The following is a 19,145-nucleotide window of genomic DNA, read 5'->3' as shown; positions in this document are numbered from 1 at the left end:
ATGACGCTACCCGGCTCATGGAGGAGACGACAGGTGGAGCAGACGGACCTGCGGGTGCCCGCACCGGCCACGGTGGTCCGTCCGGCGACCCCGCGGCAGCGGGCGGCCCGGGCGGCCCGCAACGGCGGCGAACCGACCCTGGACTTCGCCGACCGGGTGCCCTACGACGCGTACGTGCACGCCAGCACCCTGCACCGGTTGCAGCAGCCGCTGAGCGACGACCCGGGCGAGATGTCCTTCCTGATGGTCAGCCAGATCATGGAGCTGTACTTCGGGCTGACCCGCCACGAGCTGCGCGAGGCCCAGCGCTGCCTGCGCGCCGACCGGGTGCGCGCCGCCCTGGCCCCGCTGCGCCGCGCGGCGCTGCACCTGGAGGGGCTCAACGCGGCCTGGAAGGGGCTGCGCTGGATGACCCCGGCCGACTTCAACCGGTTCCGCAACCTGCTCGGCGAGGGCTCCGGCTTCCAGTCGGCGATGTACCGGCACCTGGAGTTCACGCTCGGCCTGCGCGACGCGGCCCTGATCCGGCCGTTCCGCCGGCAGGCCGAGGTGCACGCCGAGCTGCGCGCCACGCTTGCCGCCCCGAGCCTGTGGGACGACGTGGTGGCCCTGCTGGCCCGGCGCGGCTTCGCCGTGCCGGCCGAGGTGCTGGGGCGCGACGTCGCCGAGGAGCACCGGCCGCACCCGGCGGTGGAGGCCGCCTGGGTGGCGATCTACGACGACGAGGAAGCCGCCGACGAGGAGGCCGGCGACGGGGAAACAACCGGCGAGGAAGCCGGCGCGGGCGGGCCGGGCGACGAGCTGCGGCTGCTCGGCGAGGCGCTGGCCGAGGTGGCCGAGCAGTTCGGCGACTGGCGGTGGAACCACGTCAAGGCGGTGCAGCGCACCATGGGCGCGAAGGTCGGCAGCGGCGGCTCCGCCGGCCTGGCCTGGTTGCAGCGCAGCATGGCCCGGGTGGTCTTCCCCGAGCTGTGGTCGGCCCGGACGGCGATGTGAGCGGGGAGGACACGATGACCGTCGCGGAGAGCGAGGCGCACCGCCTCGACAAGGCCGACCCCGGGCACCGGCACCTGTTCCACGTGCCGCCGGCCGACGGCGGGCGCTACCCGGAGGCCGCGTACCTGGCCGGCAACTCGCTCGGCCTGCAACCCCGGGCCACCCGCGCCGAGCTGCTGGCCGACCTGGACGCGTGGGGCCGCCTCGGCGTCGAGGGGCACCTGGAGGGGCAGCGGCCCTGGCTGCCGTACCACGAGCTGTTGACCGGGCCCGTCGCGCGACTGGTCGGCGCGCGGCCCACCGAGGCCGTGGTGATGAACTCCCTCACCGTCGACCTGCACCTGCTGATGGTCAGCTTCTACCGGCCGGCGGGGCGGCGCACCCGCATCCTCATCGAGGACTCCGCCTTCCCGTCGGACAGCTACGCGGTGCGCAGCCAGGCCCGCTTCCACGGCCTCGACCCCGACGCCACCGTGCTGCGGCTGCGCCCGCGCCCCGGCGAGGACGCCCTGCGCACCGCCGACGTGACCGACCTGCTCGCCGCCGAGGGCGACACGATCGCGCTGGTGCTGCTCGGCGGGGTCAACTACCTCACGGGCGAACTGCTGGACATCCCGGCGATCACCGCGGCCGGCCGGGCCGCCGGTGCGGTCGTCGGCTGGGACCTGGCGCACGCCGCCGGCAACGTCCCGCTCGCGCTGCACGACTGGGGCGTCGACTTCGCCGCCTGGTGCTCCTACAAGTACCTCAACTCCGGTCCGGGCGCGCTGGCCGGCGTCTTCGTCCACGAGCGGCACCTCGGCCGGGCCGACCTGCCCCGCTTCGAGGGCTGGTGGAGCACCGACGCGGCCACCCGGTTCGAGATGACCCCCACCTCCCGCCCCCCGGCCACCGTGGAGGCGTGGCAGGTGTCCAACCCGCCGATCCTCGCCATGGGCCCGGTGCGCACCTCGCTGGAGCTGTTCGACTCGATCGGCATGCCGGCGCTGCGGGAGCGCAGCCTGCGGCTCACCGGCTACCTGGAGCGGCTGCTCGACGAGGTCACCGCCGACCGGCCGCTGACCGTGGTCACGCCCCGCGACCCGGCCCGCCGGGGCTGCCAGCTCTCCGTGCGCATCGGCGCGGGCAGCGCCGGTGAGCTGACCAAGCGGCTGCGCCACGAGCACGGGGTGGTCGCCGACGCCCGGGAGCCGGACGTCGTCCGGTTCGCCCCGGTGCCGCTCTACTCGACGTACCACGACTGCTGGCGGGTCGCCGACGCGCTGGCCGCGACGGTCGCGGAGGTGACCCCATGAACCCCGAACACGAGGAGATCGCCGTCGTCGGGGCCGGGCTGGCCGGCTGCCTGCTGGCCTGCTTCCTGGCCCGGCGCGGCTACCGGGTGGCCCTCTACGAGCGGCGGCCGGACCCGCGCACCGGTCGCGTCGAGCGGGGCCGCTCGATCAACCTGGCGCTGTCCGAGCGCGGGCTCGACGCGCTGCGCCGCATCGGGCTGGCCGAGCAGGTGCTGGCCGACGCGCTGCCGATGCGCGGGCGCATGATCCACCCCGTGGTCGGTGAGCCGGCGTTCCAGTCCTACAGCGCCACCGGGGACCGGGCGATCAACTCGATCAGCCGGGGCGCGCTCAACAACGCCCTGCTCACCGCCGCCACCGCGCTGCCCGGGGTGCGGGTCGCGTTCGACCGCCGGCTCGTCGGCCTCGACCCGGCCACCGGCGAGATGACCTTCGAGACCCCGCAGGGCAAGACCACGGCCGCCGCGCCGGTCGTCCTCGGCGCCGACGGGGCCGGCTCCGCCGTGCGCGGGCAACTCCTCGCGTACGGGGTGCTCCAGGAGAGCCTCGACTTCCTCGACTACGGCTACAAGGAGCTGACCGTCCCGCCGGTCGGCGGGGAGTTCGCCCTCGACCCGGCTGCCCTGCACATCTGGCCGCGCGGCACGTCGATGATGATCGCCCTGCCCAACCCCGACCGCTCGTTCACCTGCACGCTGTTCTGGCCCACCCACGGCACGGCGAGCTTCGCCTCGCTGACCAGCCCGGCGGCGATCGAACGGCACTTCGCCACCCACTACCCGGACCTGCTGCCGCTGGCCCCCAACCTGGTCGACGACTACCAGCACAACCCGGTCGGGGTGCTCGGCACCGTCCGCTGCACCCCGTGGCAGGCGGGCGGGCGGGTCGGGCTGCTCGGCGACGCCGCGCACGCCATCGTCCCGTTCTACGGCCAGGGCGCGAACTGCGCGTTCGAGGACGTGGTGGCGCTGGACCACTGCCTCGACGAGTGCGCCGACGACTGGGCGGCCGCGCTGCCGCTGTTCCAGGCGCGGCGGCAGGGCGACGCCGAGGCGATCGCCCGGATGGCGCTGGCCAACTTCGTGGAGATGCGCGACAAGGTGGCCTCCCCGGTCTTCCAGGCCCGCCGCCGCCTCGACCACGCGCTGGAGCGGGCCCTGCCCGGGCGGTACGTCTCCCAGTACGAGCTGGTGTCCTTCTCCACCACCCCGTACGCGCGGGTGCGGCGGCGGGTGCGCCGCCAGCAGGCGGTGCTCGGGGCGGTGGCCGCCGGCACGGCGGCGCTGCTCGCCGGCGCGGTCGGCGTGGCCTGGACGCGGGGGCGGCGGCGGTGAGCGTGACCTGGGATCCGGGCCTGATGGACGGGCGGGCGGCCGGCGGGCCGCCGCTGCTGCGGCACTTCGTCGGCGGGGAGTTCGTCGACGCGGGCCGCCGGTTCACCAAGCGCAGCCCCGTCACCGGCGAGCCGGTCTTCGAGGTGGTCGAGGCCGACCGGTCCACCGTCGACGACGCGGTGGCCGCCGCCCGGGCGGCGCTGCACGGGCCGTGGGGCCGGATGGGGGAGCGGGACCGCGCCGAGGTGCTGCGCCGGGTCGCCGACGAGCTGGAACGCCGCTTCGCCGACCTGGTCACCGCCGAGGTCGCCGACACCGGCAAGTCCATCAGCCAGGCCCGCACGCTGGACGTGCCCCGGGCCGCGGCCAACTTCCGGGCGTTCGCGGAGATCGTGGCGACCGCCCCGACGGAGTCGTTCACCACCGTCACCCCGACCGGCGGGAGGGCGTTGAACTACGCCGTGCGCAAGCCCGTCGGCGTCGTCGCCGTGATCGTCCCGTGGAACCTGCCGCTGCTGCTGCTCACCTGGAAGGTCGCCCCCGCCCTGGCCTGCGGAAACGCCGTGGTGGTCAAGCCCAGCGAGGAGACCCCCGCCTCGGCGACCCTGCTCGCCGAGGTGCTGGCCGCCGCCGGGGTGCCCGACGGGGTGTTCAACCTGGTGCACGGCTTCGGCCCCGACTCGGCCGGCGAGTTCCTCACCCGCCACGCGGACGTCGACGCGATCACGTTCACCGGCGAGTCCGCCACCGGCGGGGCGATCATGCGGGCCGCCGCCGACGGGGTGAAGGCCGTCTCGTTCGAGCTGGGCGGCAAGAACGCCGGCCTGGTCTTCGCCGACGCCGACCTCGACGCCGCCGTCGCCGGGTCGGTGCGGTCCAGCTTCACTAACGGCGGCCAGGTGTGCCTGTGCACCGAGCGGATCTACGTGCAGCGGCCCGTGTTCGACGAGTTCGTCGGGCGGCTAGCGAAGGCGGCCGACGCGCTCGCGTACGGGTGGCCCGCCGACGAGGCCACCGTCAACATGCCGCTGATCTCCCACCAGCACCGGGACAAGGTGCTCGGCTACCACGACCTGGCCCGCGCCGAGGGGGCCGAGTTCCGGGCCGGCGGCGGCACGCCCGCCTTCGGCGACGCCCGCGACGGCGGCGCGTACGTGCGGCCCACCGTGCTCACCGGCCTCGGCCCCGACGCCCGCACCAACCGCGAGGAGATCTTCGGCCCGGTGGTGCACGTCGCCCCGTTCGACACCGAGGAGGAGGCGTACGCGCTGGCCAACGGCACCGAGTACGGCCTCGCCGCGACCGTGTGGACCCGGGACGTGGGCCGGGCGCACCGGGCCGGGGCCCGCCTCGACGCCGGCATCGTCTGGGTCAACACCTGGTTCCTGCGGGACCTGCGCACCCCGTTCGGCGGGGTGAAGGCGTCCGGCATCGGCCGCGAGGGCGGCGTGCACTCCCTCGACTTCTACTCCGAACTCACCAACGTCTGCGTGGACCTCACATGACCGTCGACATCGAAGCCGCCGCCCGGGAGCTGACCGAGGCCCGGGCGAGCGGCAAGCCCTGCCCGCCCCTGCGCGGCCGGCTGCTGGCCGAGGGGGACGTCGCGTCGGCGTACCTCGTGCAGCAGCGCCAGGCGCGGGCCTGGCACGGCCGGGGCGAGCGCCGGGTCGGCGCGAAGATCGGCCTGACCTCCCGGGCCGTGCAGGACAGCTTCGGCGTGTACGAGCCCGACTTCGGCGTGCTGACCGACGCGATGGCCGTCGCCGACGGCGACGAGGTGCCGATCGGGCGGCTGCTCCAGCCCCGCGTGGAGGCGGAGATCGCCTTCGTGCTCGGCGCGGACCTCACCGTCGGGCGGCCCACCACCGTCGACCTGCTGCGGGCCGTCGACCACGTGCTGCCGGCCATCGAGATCGTCGACTCGCGGGTCGCCGGCTGGGACATCTCCATCGTCGACACCGTCGCCGACAACGCCTCCAGCGGGCTGTTCGTGCTCGGCACCGCGCCGCGCCGGCTCGCCGACGTGGACCTGCGGCTGTGCGGGATGGTCCTGGAGCACGCGGGGGAGCCCGTCTCGGTCGGTGCGGGCGCGGCGTGCCTCGGCAACCCGCTGCACGCCCTCGGCTGGCTCGCCGGCACCCTCGCCCGCGCCGGCGACCCGCTGCGCGCCGGCGACGTGGTGCTCTCCGGGGCGCTCGGGCCGATGGTGCCGGTGACGCCCGGCGCGGCCTACGAGGCGCGGATCTCCGGGCTCGGCTCGGTGCGGACCTGCTTCAGCGAGGAGAAGTCATGATCGGGGTGGACACCGCCGGCATCGCCGCGAGGCTGGGCGAGGCGGCCGACACGGCCACCGCCATCGGCCAGCTCGCCGCCGAGACCGGCCTCGACGTCGACGGCGCGTACGCGGTGCAGACCGCCCTCGTGCAGCGCCGGCTCGACCGGGGCGAGCGCCTCTTCGGGCTGAAGATGGGGCTGACCAGCCGCGCGAAGATGGCCCAGGTCGGCGTCGACGAGGTGATCTGGGGGCGGCTCACCGACGTGATGCGGGTGCCCGACGGCGGCACGGTCGACGTGGCCGACTTCATCCACCCCCGGGTCGAGCCGGAGGTGGCGTTCCTGCTGGACCGGGTGCCCGAGCCGGGCGAGCCCGTCGGGTCGTTCGCCGACGCGGTGCGCGCCGTGGCCCCGGCGATCGAGCTGATCGACTCCCGGTACGCGAACTTCACCTTCTCCCTGCCGGACGTGATCGCCGACAACACCTCGGCCGGCGCGTTCGCGATCGGGCCGTGGTCGCCGGTGCCCGACGGGCTGGACAACCTCGGCGTGCTGCTGGAGGTCGACGGGCGCATCGCGCAGGTCGGCTCGACCGCGGCGATCCTCGGCGACCCGCGTCGGGCCCTGGACGAGGGGCTGCGCCTCGCCGGCCGGCACGGGGTGCGGCTGCGCTCCGGCTGGGTGTTCCTGGCCGGGGCCGCCACCGCCGCCGTGCCGCTGCGGCCGGGCGCGCACGTGCGGGCCGTCGTGGAGAAGCTCGGCGTCGCGTCGCTGCGGGCGGCGTCGTGAGTGGGCGGGCGCGGGTGGTTGCCGGGAAGGCCGTACCGCGCGGGGCGTTTCCGCACGTGAAGGTCGCGGGCGGCTTCGTCTTCGTCTCCGGTACGTCGTCGCGGCGGCCCGACAACACGTTCGCCGGTGTCGCCGTGGACGAGTTCGGCACCACCGACCTGGACATCCGGGAGCAGACCCGGGCCGTGATCGGCAACGTCCGGGACCTGCTGCGCTCGGTCGGCGCGGACCTGGCCGACCTGGTGCAGGTCACCTCGTACCTGGTCAACATGAACGACTTCGGTGGCTACAACGAGGTGTGGGCGGAGTTCTTCGACGCGGACGGGCCGACCCGGACCACGGTGGCCGTGCACCAGCTTCCGCACCCGCACCTGCTGATCGAGATGCAGGCCGTGGCACTTCTTCCGGCGGAAGGTCAGTCGTGACGTCGGAAGGTCAGTCGTGAGTTCGGGAGGTCAGTCGTGAGTGAGATCGCCGAGCCGTTCAGCTTCCCCGGCTGGATCGCCGAGAACCAGCACCTGCTGAAGCCGCCCGTGGGCAACAAGGAGATGTTCCCCGGCGGCGACGACTTCATCGTGATGGTCGTGGGCGGGCCCAACCAGCGCACCGACTTTCACGTCGACCCGTACGAGGAGTTCTTCTACCAGGTCAAGGGCAACATGCACGTCAACCTGATGACGCCCGAGGGGCCGCGTACGGTGCACGTGCGTGAGGGGCAGATGTGGATGCTGCCGCGCGACACCCCGCACTCGCCGCAACGCCCCGAGCCCGGCTCGATCGGCGTGGTCGTCGAGCGGGTCCGCGAGGAGGGCACGCTGGAGAAGTTCCAGTGGTACTGCCCGCAGTGCGGGGCGAAGGTGCACGAGGTGGAGTTGCAGGTCCGCGACATCGCCGCCGACCTGCCCCCGGTGTTCGGCGCGTTCTACGCCGACGAGGCCGCCCGCACCTGCGGCGAGTGCGGTGCCCTGCACCCGGGCAAGGGCTGATGACCGGGCCCGCCGCACCCGGCCCCGCCGTCGCGGGGCGGCCCGTCGTGGACGTGCACACCCACGTCGTACCGAAGGGGTGGCCGGACCTCGGCGCGGCGTGCGGCGGGTCCGGCTGGCCGTGGCTGCGGGTCGACTCCGAGCGGGCAGCCATGATCATGGTGGGGGAGACGGAGTTCCGGCCGGTCGGCGCGGAGTGCTGGGACGCGCCGACCCGGCTGGCCGACATGGCCGCCGACGGGGTCGACGTGCAGGTGGTGTCCCCGACGCCGGTCTTCTTCGGCTACGACCGGCCCGCCGGCCAGGCGGCGAAGGTCGCCCGGATCTTCAACGACCTGACCCTGGAGGTCACGGCCGGCGGCGGCGACCGGCTCGTGCCGTTCTGCCAGGTGCCGTTGCAGGACCCGGACGCGGCCTGCGCCGAGCTGGACCGCTGCCTCGCGGCCGGGCACGTCGGGGTGGAGATCGGCAACCACGTCGGCGACCGCGACCTCGACGACGCGGGCGTGGTCACCTTCCTCCAGCACTGCGCGCACGTCGGCGCGCCGGTCTTCGTGCACCCGTGGGACATGCCGGACGGCCCCCGGCTCGACCGGTGGATGGCCCGCTGGCTGACCGGGATGCCCGCCGAGACGCACCTGTCGGTGCTGGCGATGATCCTCGGCGGGGTGTTCGACCGGGTGCCGGAGACGCTGCGGATCTGCTTCGCCCACGGCGGCGGCAGCTTTCCGTTCTGGCTGGGCCGCGCCGACAACGCCTGGCACCGCCGGGGCGACCTGGTCCGGGGCGCGTCGGCCGCCCCGCCCAGCGCGTACGTCGACCGGTTCTGCGTCGACTCGGTGGTGTTCGCCCCGGCGGCGCTGCGGCTGCTCGTCGACACCATGGGCGAGGACCGGGTGCTGGTCGGCAGCGACTACCCGTACCCGCTGGGGGAGCGGCCGGCGGGGCGGGTGGTCCGCGAGGCCGACTTCCTCACCGCCGGGCAGCGCGCCAAGCTCCTCTCCACCAACGCCCTGCGCTTCCTCGGCCTCGACCGGCGGTTCGCCATCCGGGAGCTGCTGTCGATAGACCGCGACTGGACGGGCCTGCTGGAGGACGACAAGACGCCGCGGTTCTGACCGGTCGTGTCGGACGGCGGGGCGGGGCGGGGTCGGGCAGGATGGCGGGGTGGCCGAGCTGCACGACCTGACCGCCCTGGAGCAGGGCGCCGCGATCGCGCGCGGCGAGTGCTCCAGCGTGGACCTGGTCGAGCACCACCTGTCCCGGGTCGACGCGCTCGGCGACACCGTCGGCGCGTTCGTCACCGTCACCGGCGAGGCGGCCCGCCAGGCGGCGCGGGCGGCCGATGCCACCCCTGCGCAGGGGCGCGGCCCGCTGCACGGCGTGCCCACCGCGATCAAGGACCTGACGCTCACCGCCGGGGTGCGCACCACGTTCGGCTCGGCGGCCTTCGCCGACCTGGTGCCCCCGCTCGACGCCGACGTGGTGCGGCTGATCCGCGCCGCCGGGCTGGTCAGCCTCGGCAAGACCACCACCAGCGAGCTGGGCTGCTCGCTCTACTCCGAGGGCCTGGTCGCGCCGCCGGCCCGCAACCCGTGGGACCTGGCGTACACGGCCGGCGGCTCCTCCGGCGGGGCCGCGGCGGCGGTCGCGGCCGGGCTGGTCCCCGTCGCCCAGGGCTCCGACGGCGGCGGCTCGCTGCGCATCCCCGCCTCGCTGTGCGGCCTCGTCGGCCACAAGCCGAGCCGGGGCGCGGTCCCCGGCGGGCCGCTCGGCTTCGGCGCGTTCGGCCTGCCGATCAACGGGCCGCTGGGGCGCACCGTCGCCGACGTCGCCGCGCTGCTCGACGTCATGGCGGTGCCGGTGCCCGGCGAGCCCTACCTGCCGCCCCCCGCGCCCGACGGCGGCTACCTCGGCGCGGCCCGCGGCGCCGCGCCCGGCCGGCTGCGGGTCGGCCGGTTCACCGCCCCGATGCTCGCCGACGAGCCCGTCCACCCCGACTGCGTGGCCGCCGTCGACGCCGCCGCCGCGCTGCTCGCCGAGGCCGGGCACGAGGTGGTCGACGTCCCCGCGCCGTTCGGCCCGGAGGTGTGGCCGCTGTTCGAGATCGTGTGGTACGTCCTGGCGCTCACCCCCGTCCCGCCCGAGCGGGAGAGCCGCCTGCTGCCGCTGACCCGCCTCCTGCGGTCGCGGGGCGCGGAGATCTCCGCCGGCACCCTGACCAGCACCCTCGGCGAGCTGCAGGCGCAGGTGCGCCGGGCCGCCCGCCGCACCGCCGGCTGCGACCTGTTGCTCTGCCCGACGCTGTCCGCGCCGCAGGCGCCGGTGGGCTGGTTCACCGCCGCCGGCGACCCCGAGCGCGACTTCGACCTGCAACGGCGGTTCTCGCCGTACTGCGCCGTGTTCAACGTCACGGGGGAACCGTCCGTGTCGCTACCGCTGGGGCGCACCGCCGAGGGGCTGCCCGTCGGGGTTCTGCTCACCGGCCGGTACGGTGCCGACGCGACCCTGATCGGCGTCGCCGCGCAGCTTGAGCACGCCAGTGGCGGGTGGGATCGCCACCCCGCAGTCTGGCGGGCCGTGGGCTCCGCTAACGTGAATACGAGCGGAGTCGGCGAGCCGATGTCATGATCGTCCAACCGACCCGGAAGTTCCTGGTCTCTCTTTCCGCCTGGGGGCGTTGGGATTGTCTGTTACCGAGACGTTGCTGATCTTCGTCGGCATCCCGGCGGCCGTGGTGCTGGTGATCACCGCGCTGGCGTTCGCCGGTGGCCGGTCCTCCGGTGGCGGCGCCAAGCGCTACCGGCCGGGTCGACCCTTCGACTTCACTCCGGTCTGGTTCCTGGGCCGTCCGGAGCAGCTGGCCGACTCGGCCGGCACCGCGCTGGCGGCGGGCGCGCAGGCGCCGGCGCTGACCAGCCACAAGCTTGACCGGGCCGGCGTCGAGGCGCCGGCCGGTGGAACCGGAGGCGCAAGTGACCGTTGGTGAGAAGCAGGCCGAGGCGGGCACCCCGCCCGAGGTGCTGGACGGGCCGTTCTCGACCCGCCAGCTGCTGCGCATCGACGAGGCGCTCCGCCTGGCCGACCAGGGGACCGGGCTGGTCTTCTCGGTCTACGTCGGCGGGCTCGACGAGCCGATCCGGGCGCACGCCCAGCGGCTGCACCGCCAGCTCGCCGACCCCGACCGGTCGGTCCTGATCGCGGTGTCGCCCAACCAGCGCCAGCTGGAGATTGTCACCGGGCGGCAGGCCCGCAAGCGCATCCCCGACACCTACGCGAAGCTCGCCGCGCTCTCCATGGTGGCGGCCTTCGGTGGCGGCGACCTGGCCGGCGGCATCATCAGCGGCCTCGACCAGCTCGCCAGCCACGCCGGCCGGGCGTAAGGAAGGGCCCCTTCTTAACGCGTCCGGTCGAGAAGGGCACCCTTCTCACCACCGGCACGGCGAGCAGCACTGCACAAGACGGCGACGCCCGGTCCGCGACAGCGGGCCGGGCGTCCGTGCGTTCGGCGGCGCGTGCCGGTCCGGCCGTGCATCGCGTCCACCTCCTCACGCCACACTAAACGCCCCGGGGCCGGCGGCGGACTCGCGTCCACTGCCGGCCCCGGGCCGCGTACCACGTGGGGTCAGGCGCTGCGGGCGTCGCGCTCGCGGGCCTTCAACGCGCGCACGACGGCGTCGCGGCCCTCGGCGACCAGCCGCCGCAGCGACGCCGGCTTGTCGCCGGCGGCGGCCAGCCACGCGTCCGTGGCGGCCACCGTGTCCTCGGAGACCTGCTGCGTCGGGTACGCCAGCTGCACGAACTCCTGCGCCGGCTCGCTGTCGCGCTGCGCCCAGACCTGGTCCACCACCTCGAAGTACCGCTCCCGGTAGGGCGCGACCAGCTCCGCCTGCACGGCCGGGGCGAAGCCCTGCAACAGCGCCCGGTTGCGCCAGTTCGGCAGCGCGTCGGGGCCGGTGAGCTGCGCCCAGACCGCCGCCTTGTTCTCCGGCGTCGGCACCAGCGCGTGCGCGTACGCGGCCTCCCGCTCGCCGCTGGCGGTGCGGTCGCCGGCCAGCTCCGCCTCGATCTCGGCCGGCCCGCCGACGCCCTTGCTCACCAGCGACTGCAGGATCACCCAGCGCAGCTCGGTGTCGATGGCCAGCCCGGCGGGCACGTCCACCCCGTTCAGCCAGCCCCGGACGGCGGCCAGGTCCTCCGCCGAGCGGGACGCCTGCACGTACGCGCGCGCCCAGGCGAGCTGGAGCCCGCTGCCCGGCTCGGCGGTGGCCAGCGTCGCCTTCGCGGCGCGGGCCAGCTCCGCCCAGCCGGACGGGGCCCACGCCGGGTCGGCGTACAGGTTGAGGGTGGTCACCACGGACTGCCGCAGGGTGGCGGTGACCAGGTTGATGTCGGTCTCGGCGGGCAGCCCGGCCAGCACCAGCGCCAGGTAGTCGCGGGCCGACAGCTCGGCGTCGCGGACCATGTCCCACGCCGCCATCCAGCACAGGGCCCGCGACAGCGACGACTCGAACCCGGCGATGTGCTGCACCACCGTGGCCATCGACCGCTCGTCCAGGCGCAGCTTCGCGTACGTCAGGTCGTCGTCGTTGAGCAGCAGCACGTCGGCGGCCCGCACCCCGGCCAGGTCGGTCAGCTCGGTCGACTCGCCGGTCACGTCGACCTCGATGCGGTCGCGGCGCACCAGCCGGCCGTCGGTCAGGTCGTACAGGCCCACACCGATGCGGTGCGTGCGCAGCGTCGGGTGCCCCGACGGGGCCTCCTGCCGCACCACGACCCGCTCGTACGTGCCGTCCGCGCCGATCGTCACCTCGGGGCGCAGCGTGTTGACCTGCGCGGTCTCCAGCCACTGGGCGGCGAACTTGCGCAGCTCCCGGCCGGAGGCCGCCTCCAGCTCCGACAGCAGGTCGTCGAAGGTGGCGTTGCCCCAGGCGTGCTTGCCGAAGTAGGCCCGCAGCCCGGCCAGGAACGGCTCCTCGCCGACGTACGCGACGAGCTGCTTGAGCACGCTCGCGCCCTTGGCGTACGTGATGCCGTCGAAGTTGACCTCGACGGCCTCCAGGTCCGGCATCTCGCAGTAGACCGGGTGGGTGGAGGAGAGCTGGTCCTGCCGGTAGCCCCAGTTCTTGCGGATCGACAGGAACGTCGTCCAAGCGTCGGAGAACCGGGTGGCGTTGGCGTTGCACCAGTGGCTGGCCCACTCGGCGAACGACTCGTTGAGCCACAGGTCGTTCCACCAGCGCATGGTGACCAGGTCACCGAACCACATGTGCGCCAGCTCGTGCAGGATCGTGTTGGCCCGCTGCTCGTACTCGAAGTCGGTGACCTGCGAGCGGAAGATGTAGTGCGACTCGGCGTGCGTGACGCAGCCGAAGTTCTCCATCGCCCCGGCGTTGAAGTCGGGCACCCAGAGCTGGTCGTACTTGGGCAGCGGGTAGCGCACCCCGAACTGCTCGTGGAAGAAGTCGAAGCCCTGCTTGGTGATCAGGAACAGGTCGTCGGCGTCGAGGTGCTGCGCCATCGACGCCCGGCAGTAGACCCCCAGGTCGATGCCGTCGTGGCTGTCGCGCACCTCGTGGTACGGGCCGGCGCAGAGCGCGGTGATGTAGGTGCTCATCCGCGCCGACTGGGCGAAGTGGACCGCCTTGAGCCCCTCGCCGGCCGGCTCCTCGCGGGCCACCGGCATGTTGGACACCACCCGCCAGTGCTCCGGGACGGTGGCGTGCCAGGTGTAGACGCTCTTGAGGTCGGGCTGGTCGAAGCAGGCGAACACCTTCTGCGCGTCGGCCGTCTCGAACTGGCTGTAGAGGTAGGTCTCCCCGTCGACCGGGTCGACCGTGCGGTGCAGCCCCTGCCCGCTGTTGGAGTACGCGAAGTCGGCGTCCACCACGAGGGTGTTCTCGGCGGCCAGGCCGGGCAGCGGCAGCCCCTTCTCCGCCGACCAGCCCGACAGGTCGAGCGGCGTGCCGTTGAGGGTGGCCGACCGGACCGACTCGGCGGCGGCCTCGATGAAGGTGGCCGCACCCGGCTCGGCGCAGCGGAACCGGACCTCGGTCACCGACCGGAAGGTGCGTCCGTCGGCCGCCTGCACGGCGGTCGACAGGTCCAGACTGATGTCGTACCCGGTCACCTCAAGCAGGCGGGCCCGCTCGGTGGCCTCCACCTGGGTCAGGTTGCGCACTCCCGGCACTGTTCGTCTCCATCCCACTCTCGCCGTGCGCCGCCGCGGCGCCAGCCCACCGCTCGCTCGTGGCGACCGGTTCCGATCCGAGTCTTCCATGCGAGGGCACCTCGCGGTGGTCGAGCTCACGCTCTCATTCCGCTACCGGTCGATGCGCCGTGGGGTGAGGATCGAGGGACGAGGCGCCGGCTTTCGGCCCTCCCGTCGCGAAGGGAACCTCACGTGACCGACCGTGTCGCCGTCGACATGTGGTTCGACCCCATCTGCCCCTGGGCGTGGGTGACCTCCCGCTGGCTGCTGGAGGTGGAACAGGTCCGCGACGTGGACGTCCGCTTCCACGTGATGAGCCTGTCGGTGCTCAACGAGGGCCGGGACGTGCCCGAGCAGTACCAGCAGCTCCTGCAGGCCGGCTGGGGCCCGGTGCGGGTGTGCGTCGCCGTGCAGCGGCAGCACGGCCCCGACGCCGTCCGCGCGCTCTACACCGCCCTGGGCACCCGCATCCACCTCGGCAAGGAGGAGCTGGGCCGGGACCTGTACGTGGCCGCGCTCGCCGACGCCGGGCTGGGCCCGGAGCTGGCCGACGCCGCCGACTCCACCGACTACGACGAGGCGCTGCGGGCCAGCCACGAGGCGGGCATGCGGCCGGTCGGCCAGGACGTGGGCACCCCGGTGATCCACGCGCCGGGCCCGGACGGCTCGCCGGTGGCGTTCTTCGGCCCGGTGGTCACCCCGCGCCCGAAGGGGGAGGCCGCCGGCCGGCTCTGGGACGGCGTCCTGCTGGTCGCCGGCACGCCCGGCTTCTACGAGCTGAAGCGCTCCCGCGAGGTCGGCCCGAGCTTCGAGTAAGGAAGGGCCCCTTCTTAACGCCTGCGGTAGAGAAGGGTCCCCCTCTCACCCCCGCCCGGGGCGCGCGCCGGCCGGCGCGCGCCCCGGGCGGGGCCCCGCTCAGTTGGTGGACTCGGGTGGGGTGCGGCCGGCGGCGTAACCCCGCGGCGGTAGCGTCAGCGGTCATGACGGTCGTGCATCCGATCGCCCGGGCCTGGATCACCACTGGCGGCACCGGCGCGCAGAACTACGACGAGTTCGCCGACGACGCGGAGATCACCGCGATCATCGAGGCGAACCCGCACAGTGCCCTCGGCATCGAGATGCCCCACCGGGCGCCGGAGAGCCTGGGGAAGTCGTTCCTCGACGCGCTGCCCGACGCGGTGACCCGGCTCGCCGAGGCGAAGGCCGACGGCAGCTACACCCCGGCCGAGCAGGTCGTGGTCCTCTACCGGATCAGCGCGCCGGGGGAGGAGACCGCGTACGGGATGTTCGCCATGGTCGACACCGACCAGATCTCCACCAGCGCCGACGAGCCGGGCCTGGTCATCCGCAACGAGGACGTCTTCATCGCCAAGGTCCGGGAGCGGGTCGCGCTCGCCGAGGCGCTCGGGCATCTGCTCTCGCCCGTACTCCTGCTCCAGACCGGCCGGGGCGACGAGCTGCACGCCGCGCTCGCGGCGGCGACCGAGACGGCCGGCGCGCCCGCCGCGACCGACACCGATCAGGCCGGGCGCACGCACGCCGTGTGGCTGCTCGGCCCCGGCCCGGAGCAGGACGCGCTGACCGCGCTGGCCGGCGGCGGCGAGCTGGTGGTCGCCGACGGCAACCACCGCAGCCTCGCCGCCCAGACCGGCGGCCTGCCCCGCTTCCTGGCCGTGGTGACCACCCCCGCGTCGGTCGCCATCCAGCCCTACAACCGGCTGGTCAGCGAGCTGACCGTCACCCCGGCCGAGCTGCTCGACCGGCTCCGCGCCGCCGGGGCCGAGGTCGAGCCGATCGACGGCCCGGTCGAGGTCCCGACGGCCGGCGGCACCGTCGCGCTTCGGCTCCCCGACCAGGGGTACGCGGTGCGCCTGCCGCACGTCGACGGCGGCCGGCTGGAGAACCTCGACCACGCCCTGGTCGAGCGGGTGCTGCTGCGCGACGCGCTCGGCCTCGACCCCGGCGACAAGCGGATCACGTACGTCGGCGGCGACTACCCGGCGAGCTGGCTGACCGGCGAGGTCGAGGCGGGCCGGGCCGAGCTGGCCGTGCTGATCGCCCCGGTGACCGTCGACGACTTCGTCGCGGTGAACCTGGCCCGGGAGAAGATGCCGCGCAAGAGCACCTGGTTCACCCCGAAGGCCCGCGGCGGCCTCGTGGTGGCCGAGCTGCCCCGCTGAGCAACACCCTGAACTGCGCTTCTGTGTCGAAACCGGCTCCGCGCCGCCGCCCGCGTGTCGGCGCGTGAGCCGGCCTGACAGACTGCGCGGTATGCGCGTCTATCTGGGATCCGACCACGCCGGTTTCGAGCTGAAGGTGCACCTGGCCAGCCACCTCGCCAAGCAGGGGTACGAGGTGGTCGACGTCGGGCCGCACGTCTTCGACCCGGACGACGACTACCCGGCGTTCTGCCTGCACACTGGCACCCGGGTGGTCGCCGACCCGGGCAGCCTCGGCGTCGTCATCGGTGGTTCGGGCAACGGCGAGCAGATCGCCGCGAACAAGGTCGCGGGCGTCCGGGCGGCGCTGGCCTGGAACATCGACACGGCCCAGCTCGGCCGGGAGCACAACGACGCGAACATCGTGGCCGTCGGCGCCCGCCAGCACACCCTGGACGAGGCGACCGCCATCGTCGAGGCGTTCCTCACCACGTCGTTCTCCGGCAACCCCCGGCACGCCCGGCGGATCGAGCAGGTCGCCGCGTACGAGCAGACCCGCGAGCTGCCCGAGCTGCCCTGACCCGGCGCGAGGACCTGCCCCGCCCCGCGCCGCTCAGCGGCCGGAGCGGGGCAGGTCCTCGCGGGGCACCCAGTTGCGCCGGACGACGACCACCCGCTGCTCCGCCTCGGCCAGGTCCGCCTCGGTCGGCCGGGCGGCGTCCCGGGCCCGCATCGCCGCCCGGGGCCCCACCTGCGAGGAGCCGGGGCCGACCAGGCCGCGCAGGCCCCGTTCGCCGCCGTCCCGGTCGTCGCCGCCGGGGGCGGGCCGGCGGCGGGGCGGCTCGGCCGCCACGTCCTGCGTGCCGGCCGTGGCGGCGGCCGGGGTCTCGCCGTCGGTGTGGTGCCTCGACCGGCGTCGCCGTCGTTCCGCGTCACCCATCCGTCGACCGTACCGCCCGGGACCGCCCCCGCGCCCCGCCCCGGTCGACCGGTGCGCCGCCCCGGCCGGGCCAACCGGACCGGCCCGACGCAACCAGGGTGTCAGAAGACGCCCATCCCCGACGGGGCCCGGTGCCAGGAGAAGGCCGGGTCGGCGGCGGCGAGCGCACCGGGGCGCAGCTCGGCGACCCGTCCGGCGTCGGCGAGCGTGGTGATCCCCACCCCGCCCAGGTACAACTCGCCGAGCGCCCGCACGTCGCAGGCCAGGTCGGCCGGGGCGTCGGCGGGCACGCAGCGGGCGCCGTCCGGGCCGCCGGTCAGCCGCCAGCGCCCCGTGTTCTCCGGCAGCAGCTCGTCGGTCACCTCGACCACCACGTCGACGGCGGAGGCGTACCGGCGGGCGGCGAGGGCGGCGGGCACGTCGACCACCCGCACCCACAGCGCGTCCTTCACCCGGGCCTCCAGCCGGCGCGGCTCGTTGACCAGGCGCAGCAGCGGATCGTCCACCGGCCCCCGGTAGGACAGCCGGCGGGTCAGGTCGAGCGAGAGCAGCAGCCGCCACAGCGCCAGGCGGGCCGTCGCGTTCTCGGCCACCACCTCGTCGACGACGGTCACCCCGCACACGCCACCCGTGTCCTGGCCGAGCCGGGAACGCCACAGCGCGTAGCCGTCGACCTCGCCGTCCGGGGCCTCGTGCAGCAGCACCCGCCGCTCCGTCGCGCCGTCGCGCTGGTCGGCCGGGTCGCCGAGCACGTACCGCCACCACCGGTCGTCCCGGTCGGACCAGCCGGGGCGGTCGGCGCGCTGCCGGTCGTACACCCGGGCCAGCTCGGCCTGCCGCGCGGCCGGGCGGTCCAGGCGCAGCCTGCCCTCGGCGGCGGTCGGGGCGGGCAGCCGCAGCTCGGTGGTGGTGCACTCGACGGCGAGCTGCTGGGCGGCGAGGCCGTAGCCGAAGCGGGGGTAGATCCGGCCCTCGCTGGCCCACAGCACGGCCACCGGCTCCCGGCCGGCGTCGCGGACCTCGCGCAGCTGCCGGCGCATGAGCCGGGTGAGCAGGCCGCGGCGGCGGTGGGTGGGCAGCACCGCGACCATGGTCACGTGGGCGGCGGGGACGACCGCCCCCGGCACGGTCAGTTCCCGGGTGTACGCCCCGGCGGACGCGACGAGGTCCGCGCCGTCGAAGACCAGCAGGCTGCGCTGCGGCTCCCAGATGCTTCGCTCGGCCTCGCGCGTCTCGGCGGGGAGGGTGGTGTGGAACGCGATCTCGAACAGGCGGGCCAACTCGTCGAAGCCGCCGGCCCGGCCGACGGTGATCGGCAGCGCAGTATCGGTCATCGCCCGTGTCTATCCCACGGCGCACGCGCGGGCGAGCGGATTTGCCGGCTGGTTACCCTCGGAGATGGCGGGCCGGCGACGCCGGCATCGGTCAGGGGGAGGACACGAGATGGCAGACCAGACACAGCCGTGGGCGGAGCGCACGGTCGAGGTGCCGCCGCAGCCGGGTGTCGGGGTGCCGCCGCAGCCCGACGCCTTCCGCCGGGGCGTGGCGTCCGTCGGCCAGCGGCGCCCGCCGCGCACCGAGCAGTTCCCCACCGTCGAGCACGGCGGCCACGCCGGGCACGCCGGGCACGACGGGCGGTGGTCCAACGTCTCGGCGCCCCGCCGGCCGCTGAGCTGGCACCTCAACCAGCTCCGGGTCGGCGGCGAGTGGAGCGCCGCCGGTGCCCTCTTCGCCTTCGTCTGCTGGGGCATCTGGGCCATCTCCGGGCGGGGCAACCTGGGGGCTCCGGTGCTCACCTTCCTGCTGAGCCTGCTGGTCGCCGCCGGCCTGTTCGGGCTGTCCCGGCTGCTCGGCCGGGTCGTCCTGGAGCGGCAGCTCGGGCGGGTCCGGCGCAGCGCGCGCGGCGCCCACCTGGTGACTGCCGTCTTCCTGGTCGGCCTGGGGGTCGCCTACCTCCAGCAGACCGAGTGGGTGGTCTCCGCCTGGAACTGGGTCACCGGCAACTGAGTCCCCGGTGCGCCCGGGCGGTCGGCCGTGGGCCGGGCCGCCCGGGCGTCGCCGTCGCGGCCCGCGCGACGCGGGCCGTTCCTCACCAGGCCGACGCCGCATACCCACCCGGCGGGCCTTCATCCGCCCCGGCGGGACCGGCCGACCGTCC

At 74.8% G+C, this 19,145-nt stretch carries 19 protein-coding genes; 16 read left to right on the top strand and 3 right to left on the bottom strand.

Annotated elements, in window-relative coordinates:
• Window positions 1-33 precede the first annotated feature (33 nt).
• The 12 genes from LPU61_RS27815 (at window position 34) to LPU61_RS27760 (ending at window position 11,060) form a co-directional block, all read left to right on the top strand.
• Window positions 34-996: a tryptophan 2,3-dioxygenase gene (locus tag LPU61_RS27815; RefSeq protein WP_043966286.1), complete on the top strand. Its 963-nt coding sequence runs from the start codon at window positions 34-36 to the stop codon at window positions 994-996.
• Window positions 997-1,010: 14 nt separating this feature from the next.
• Complete coding sequence (gene kynU, locus LPU61_RS27810) at window positions 1,011-2,291, top strand: kynureninase (RefSeq protein ID WP_043966651.1); 1,281 nt, start codon at window positions 1,011-1,013, stop codon at window positions 2,289-2,291.
• Complete coding sequence (locus tag LPU61_RS27805; protein WP_229406650.1) at window positions 2,288-3,625, top strand: NAD(P)/FAD-dependent oxidoreductase; 1,338 nt, start codon at window positions 2,288-2,290, stop codon at window positions 3,623-3,625. Before kynU ends, LPU61_RS27805 begins: the two co-directional genes overlap by 4 nt.
• A gap of 23 nt (window positions 3,626-3,648) precedes the next feature.
• Window positions 3,649-5,130: a 2-hydroxymuconic semialdehyde dehydrogenase gene (locus tag LPU61_RS27800; protein ID WP_043966653.1), complete on the top strand. Its 1,482-nt coding sequence runs from the start codon at window positions 3,649-3,651 to the stop codon at window positions 5,128-5,130.
• Window positions 5,127-5,921: a 2-keto-4-pentenoate hydratase gene (locus LPU61_RS27795; RefSeq protein ID WP_229406649.1), complete on the top strand. Its 795-nt coding sequence runs from the start codon at window positions 5,127-5,129 to the stop codon at window positions 5,919-5,921. Before LPU61_RS27800 ends, LPU61_RS27795 begins: the two co-directional genes overlap by 4 nt.
• Complete coding sequence (locus tag LPU61_RS27790; protein ID WP_229406648.1) at window positions 5,918-6,691, top strand: 2-keto-4-pentenoate hydratase; 774 nt, start codon at window positions 5,918-5,920, stop codon at window positions 6,689-6,691. Before LPU61_RS27795 ends, LPU61_RS27790 begins: the two co-directional genes overlap by 4 nt.
• The gene (locus LPU61_RS27785; RefSeq protein WP_043966293.1) at window positions 6,688-7,116 is read left to right on the top strand and encodes a RidA family protein; all 429 of its coding nucleotides are present in this window, start codon (window positions 6,688-6,690) and stop codon (window positions 7,114-7,116) included. Before LPU61_RS27790 ends, LPU61_RS27785 begins: the two co-directional genes overlap by 4 nt.
• 36 nt (window positions 7,117-7,152) lie before the next feature.
• Window positions 7,153-7,677 (top strand): 3-hydroxyanthranilate 3,4-dioxygenase, encoded by a 525-nt coding sequence (locus LPU61_RS27780; RefSeq protein WP_043966295.1) that lies wholly within the window; start codon window positions 7,153-7,155, stop codon window positions 7,675-7,677.
• A complete protein-coding gene (locus LPU61_RS27775) occupies window positions 7,677-8,795 on the top strand; it encodes an amidohydrolase family protein (RefSeq protein WP_229406647.1) in 1,119 nt (372 codons plus the stop codon). The genes LPU61_RS27780 and LPU61_RS27775 overlap by 1 nt, the downstream gene beginning before the upstream one ends.
• A 49-nt stretch (window positions 8,796-8,844) precedes the next feature.
• Window positions 8,845-10,308: an amidase gene (locus tag LPU61_RS27770; RefSeq protein WP_229406646.1), complete on the top strand. Its 1,464-nt coding sequence runs from the start codon at window positions 8,845-8,847 to the stop codon at window positions 10,306-10,308.
• A gap of 73 nt (window positions 10,309-10,381) precedes the next feature.
• Window positions 10,382-10,666: a hypothetical protein gene (locus tag LPU61_RS27765; RefSeq protein WP_043966299.1), complete on the top strand. Its 285-nt coding sequence runs from the start codon at window positions 10,382-10,384 to the stop codon at window positions 10,664-10,666.
• On the top strand, window positions 10,653-11,060 hold the full coding sequence (locus LPU61_RS27760; RefSeq protein ID WP_043966300.1) for a DUF5130 family protein: 408 nt from the start codon (window positions 10,653-10,655) through the stop codon (window positions 11,058-11,060). The genes LPU61_RS27765 and LPU61_RS27760 overlap by 14 nt, the downstream gene beginning before the upstream one ends.
• A gap of 242 nt (window positions 11,061-11,302) precedes the next feature.
• Here the strand turns inward: LPU61_RS27760 and pepN are convergent, their stop codons facing one another.
• Entirely contained in the window at window positions 11,303-13,858 is a 2,556-nt protein-coding gene (gene pepN, locus LPU61_RS27755) for an aminopeptidase N (RefSeq protein WP_043966302.1), read from the bottom strand.
• A 246-nt stretch (window positions 13,859-14,104) separates the two neighbouring features.
• Here pepN and LPU61_RS27750 point away from each other — a divergent pair, with 246 nt between their 5' ends.
• The 3 genes from LPU61_RS27750 to LPU61_RS27740 all read left to right on the top strand — a co-directional run bounded on the left by LPU61_RS27750 (window position 14,105) and on the right by LPU61_RS27740 (window position 16,627).
• Entirely contained in the window at window positions 14,105-14,704 is a 600-nt protein-coding gene (locus LPU61_RS27750; RefSeq protein ID WP_043966657.1) for a DSBA oxidoreductase, read from the top strand.
• 164 nt (window positions 14,705-14,868) lie between these two features.
• On the top strand, window positions 14,869-16,068 hold the full coding sequence (locus tag LPU61_RS27745; protein WP_043966305.1) for a DUF1015 family protein: 1,200 nt from the start codon (window positions 14,869-14,871) through the stop codon (window positions 16,066-16,068).
• A 91-nt stretch (window positions 16,069-16,159) separates the two neighbouring features.
• Complete coding sequence (locus LPU61_RS27740; protein ID WP_043966306.1) at window positions 16,160-16,627, top strand: ribose-5-phosphate isomerase; 468 nt, start codon at window positions 16,160-16,162, stop codon at window positions 16,625-16,627.
• Window positions 16,628-16,660: 33 nt separating this feature from the next.
• Here LPU61_RS27740 and LPU61_RS27735 read toward each other — a convergent pair whose 3' ends face one another.
• Both LPU61_RS27735 and LPU61_RS27730 read right to left on the bottom strand, forming a co-directional pair.
• Entirely contained in the window at window positions 16,661-16,987 is a 327-nt protein-coding gene (locus LPU61_RS27735) for a hypothetical protein (RefSeq protein ID WP_043966308.1), read from the bottom strand.
• A 101-nt stretch (window positions 16,988-17,088) separates the two neighbouring features.
• Entirely contained in the window at window positions 17,089-18,321 is a 1,233-nt protein-coding gene (locus LPU61_RS27730) for a GNAT family N-acetyltransferase (RefSeq protein ID WP_229406645.1), read from the bottom strand.
• 109 nt (window positions 18,322-18,430) lie between these two features.
• Here LPU61_RS27730 and LPU61_RS27725 point away from each other — a divergent pair, with 109 nt between their 5' ends.
• The gene (locus LPU61_RS27725; protein WP_229406644.1) at window positions 18,431-18,994 is read left to right on the top strand and encodes a hypothetical protein; all 564 of its coding nucleotides are present in this window, start codon (window positions 18,431-18,433) and stop codon (window positions 18,992-18,994) included.
• The last annotated feature ends 151 nt before the right edge of the window (window positions 18,995-19,145 follow it).

This window comes from Micromonospora sp. NBRC 110038 (assembly GCF_020884815.1).
Taxonomy (GTDB): Bacteria; Actinomycetota; Actinomycetes; order Mycobacteriales; family Micromonosporaceae; genus Micromonospora; species Micromonospora haikouensis.
The sequence above is the reverse complement of the archived record's forward strand: the minus strand, read 5'-3'. Positions and strand labels throughout refer to the sequence as shown.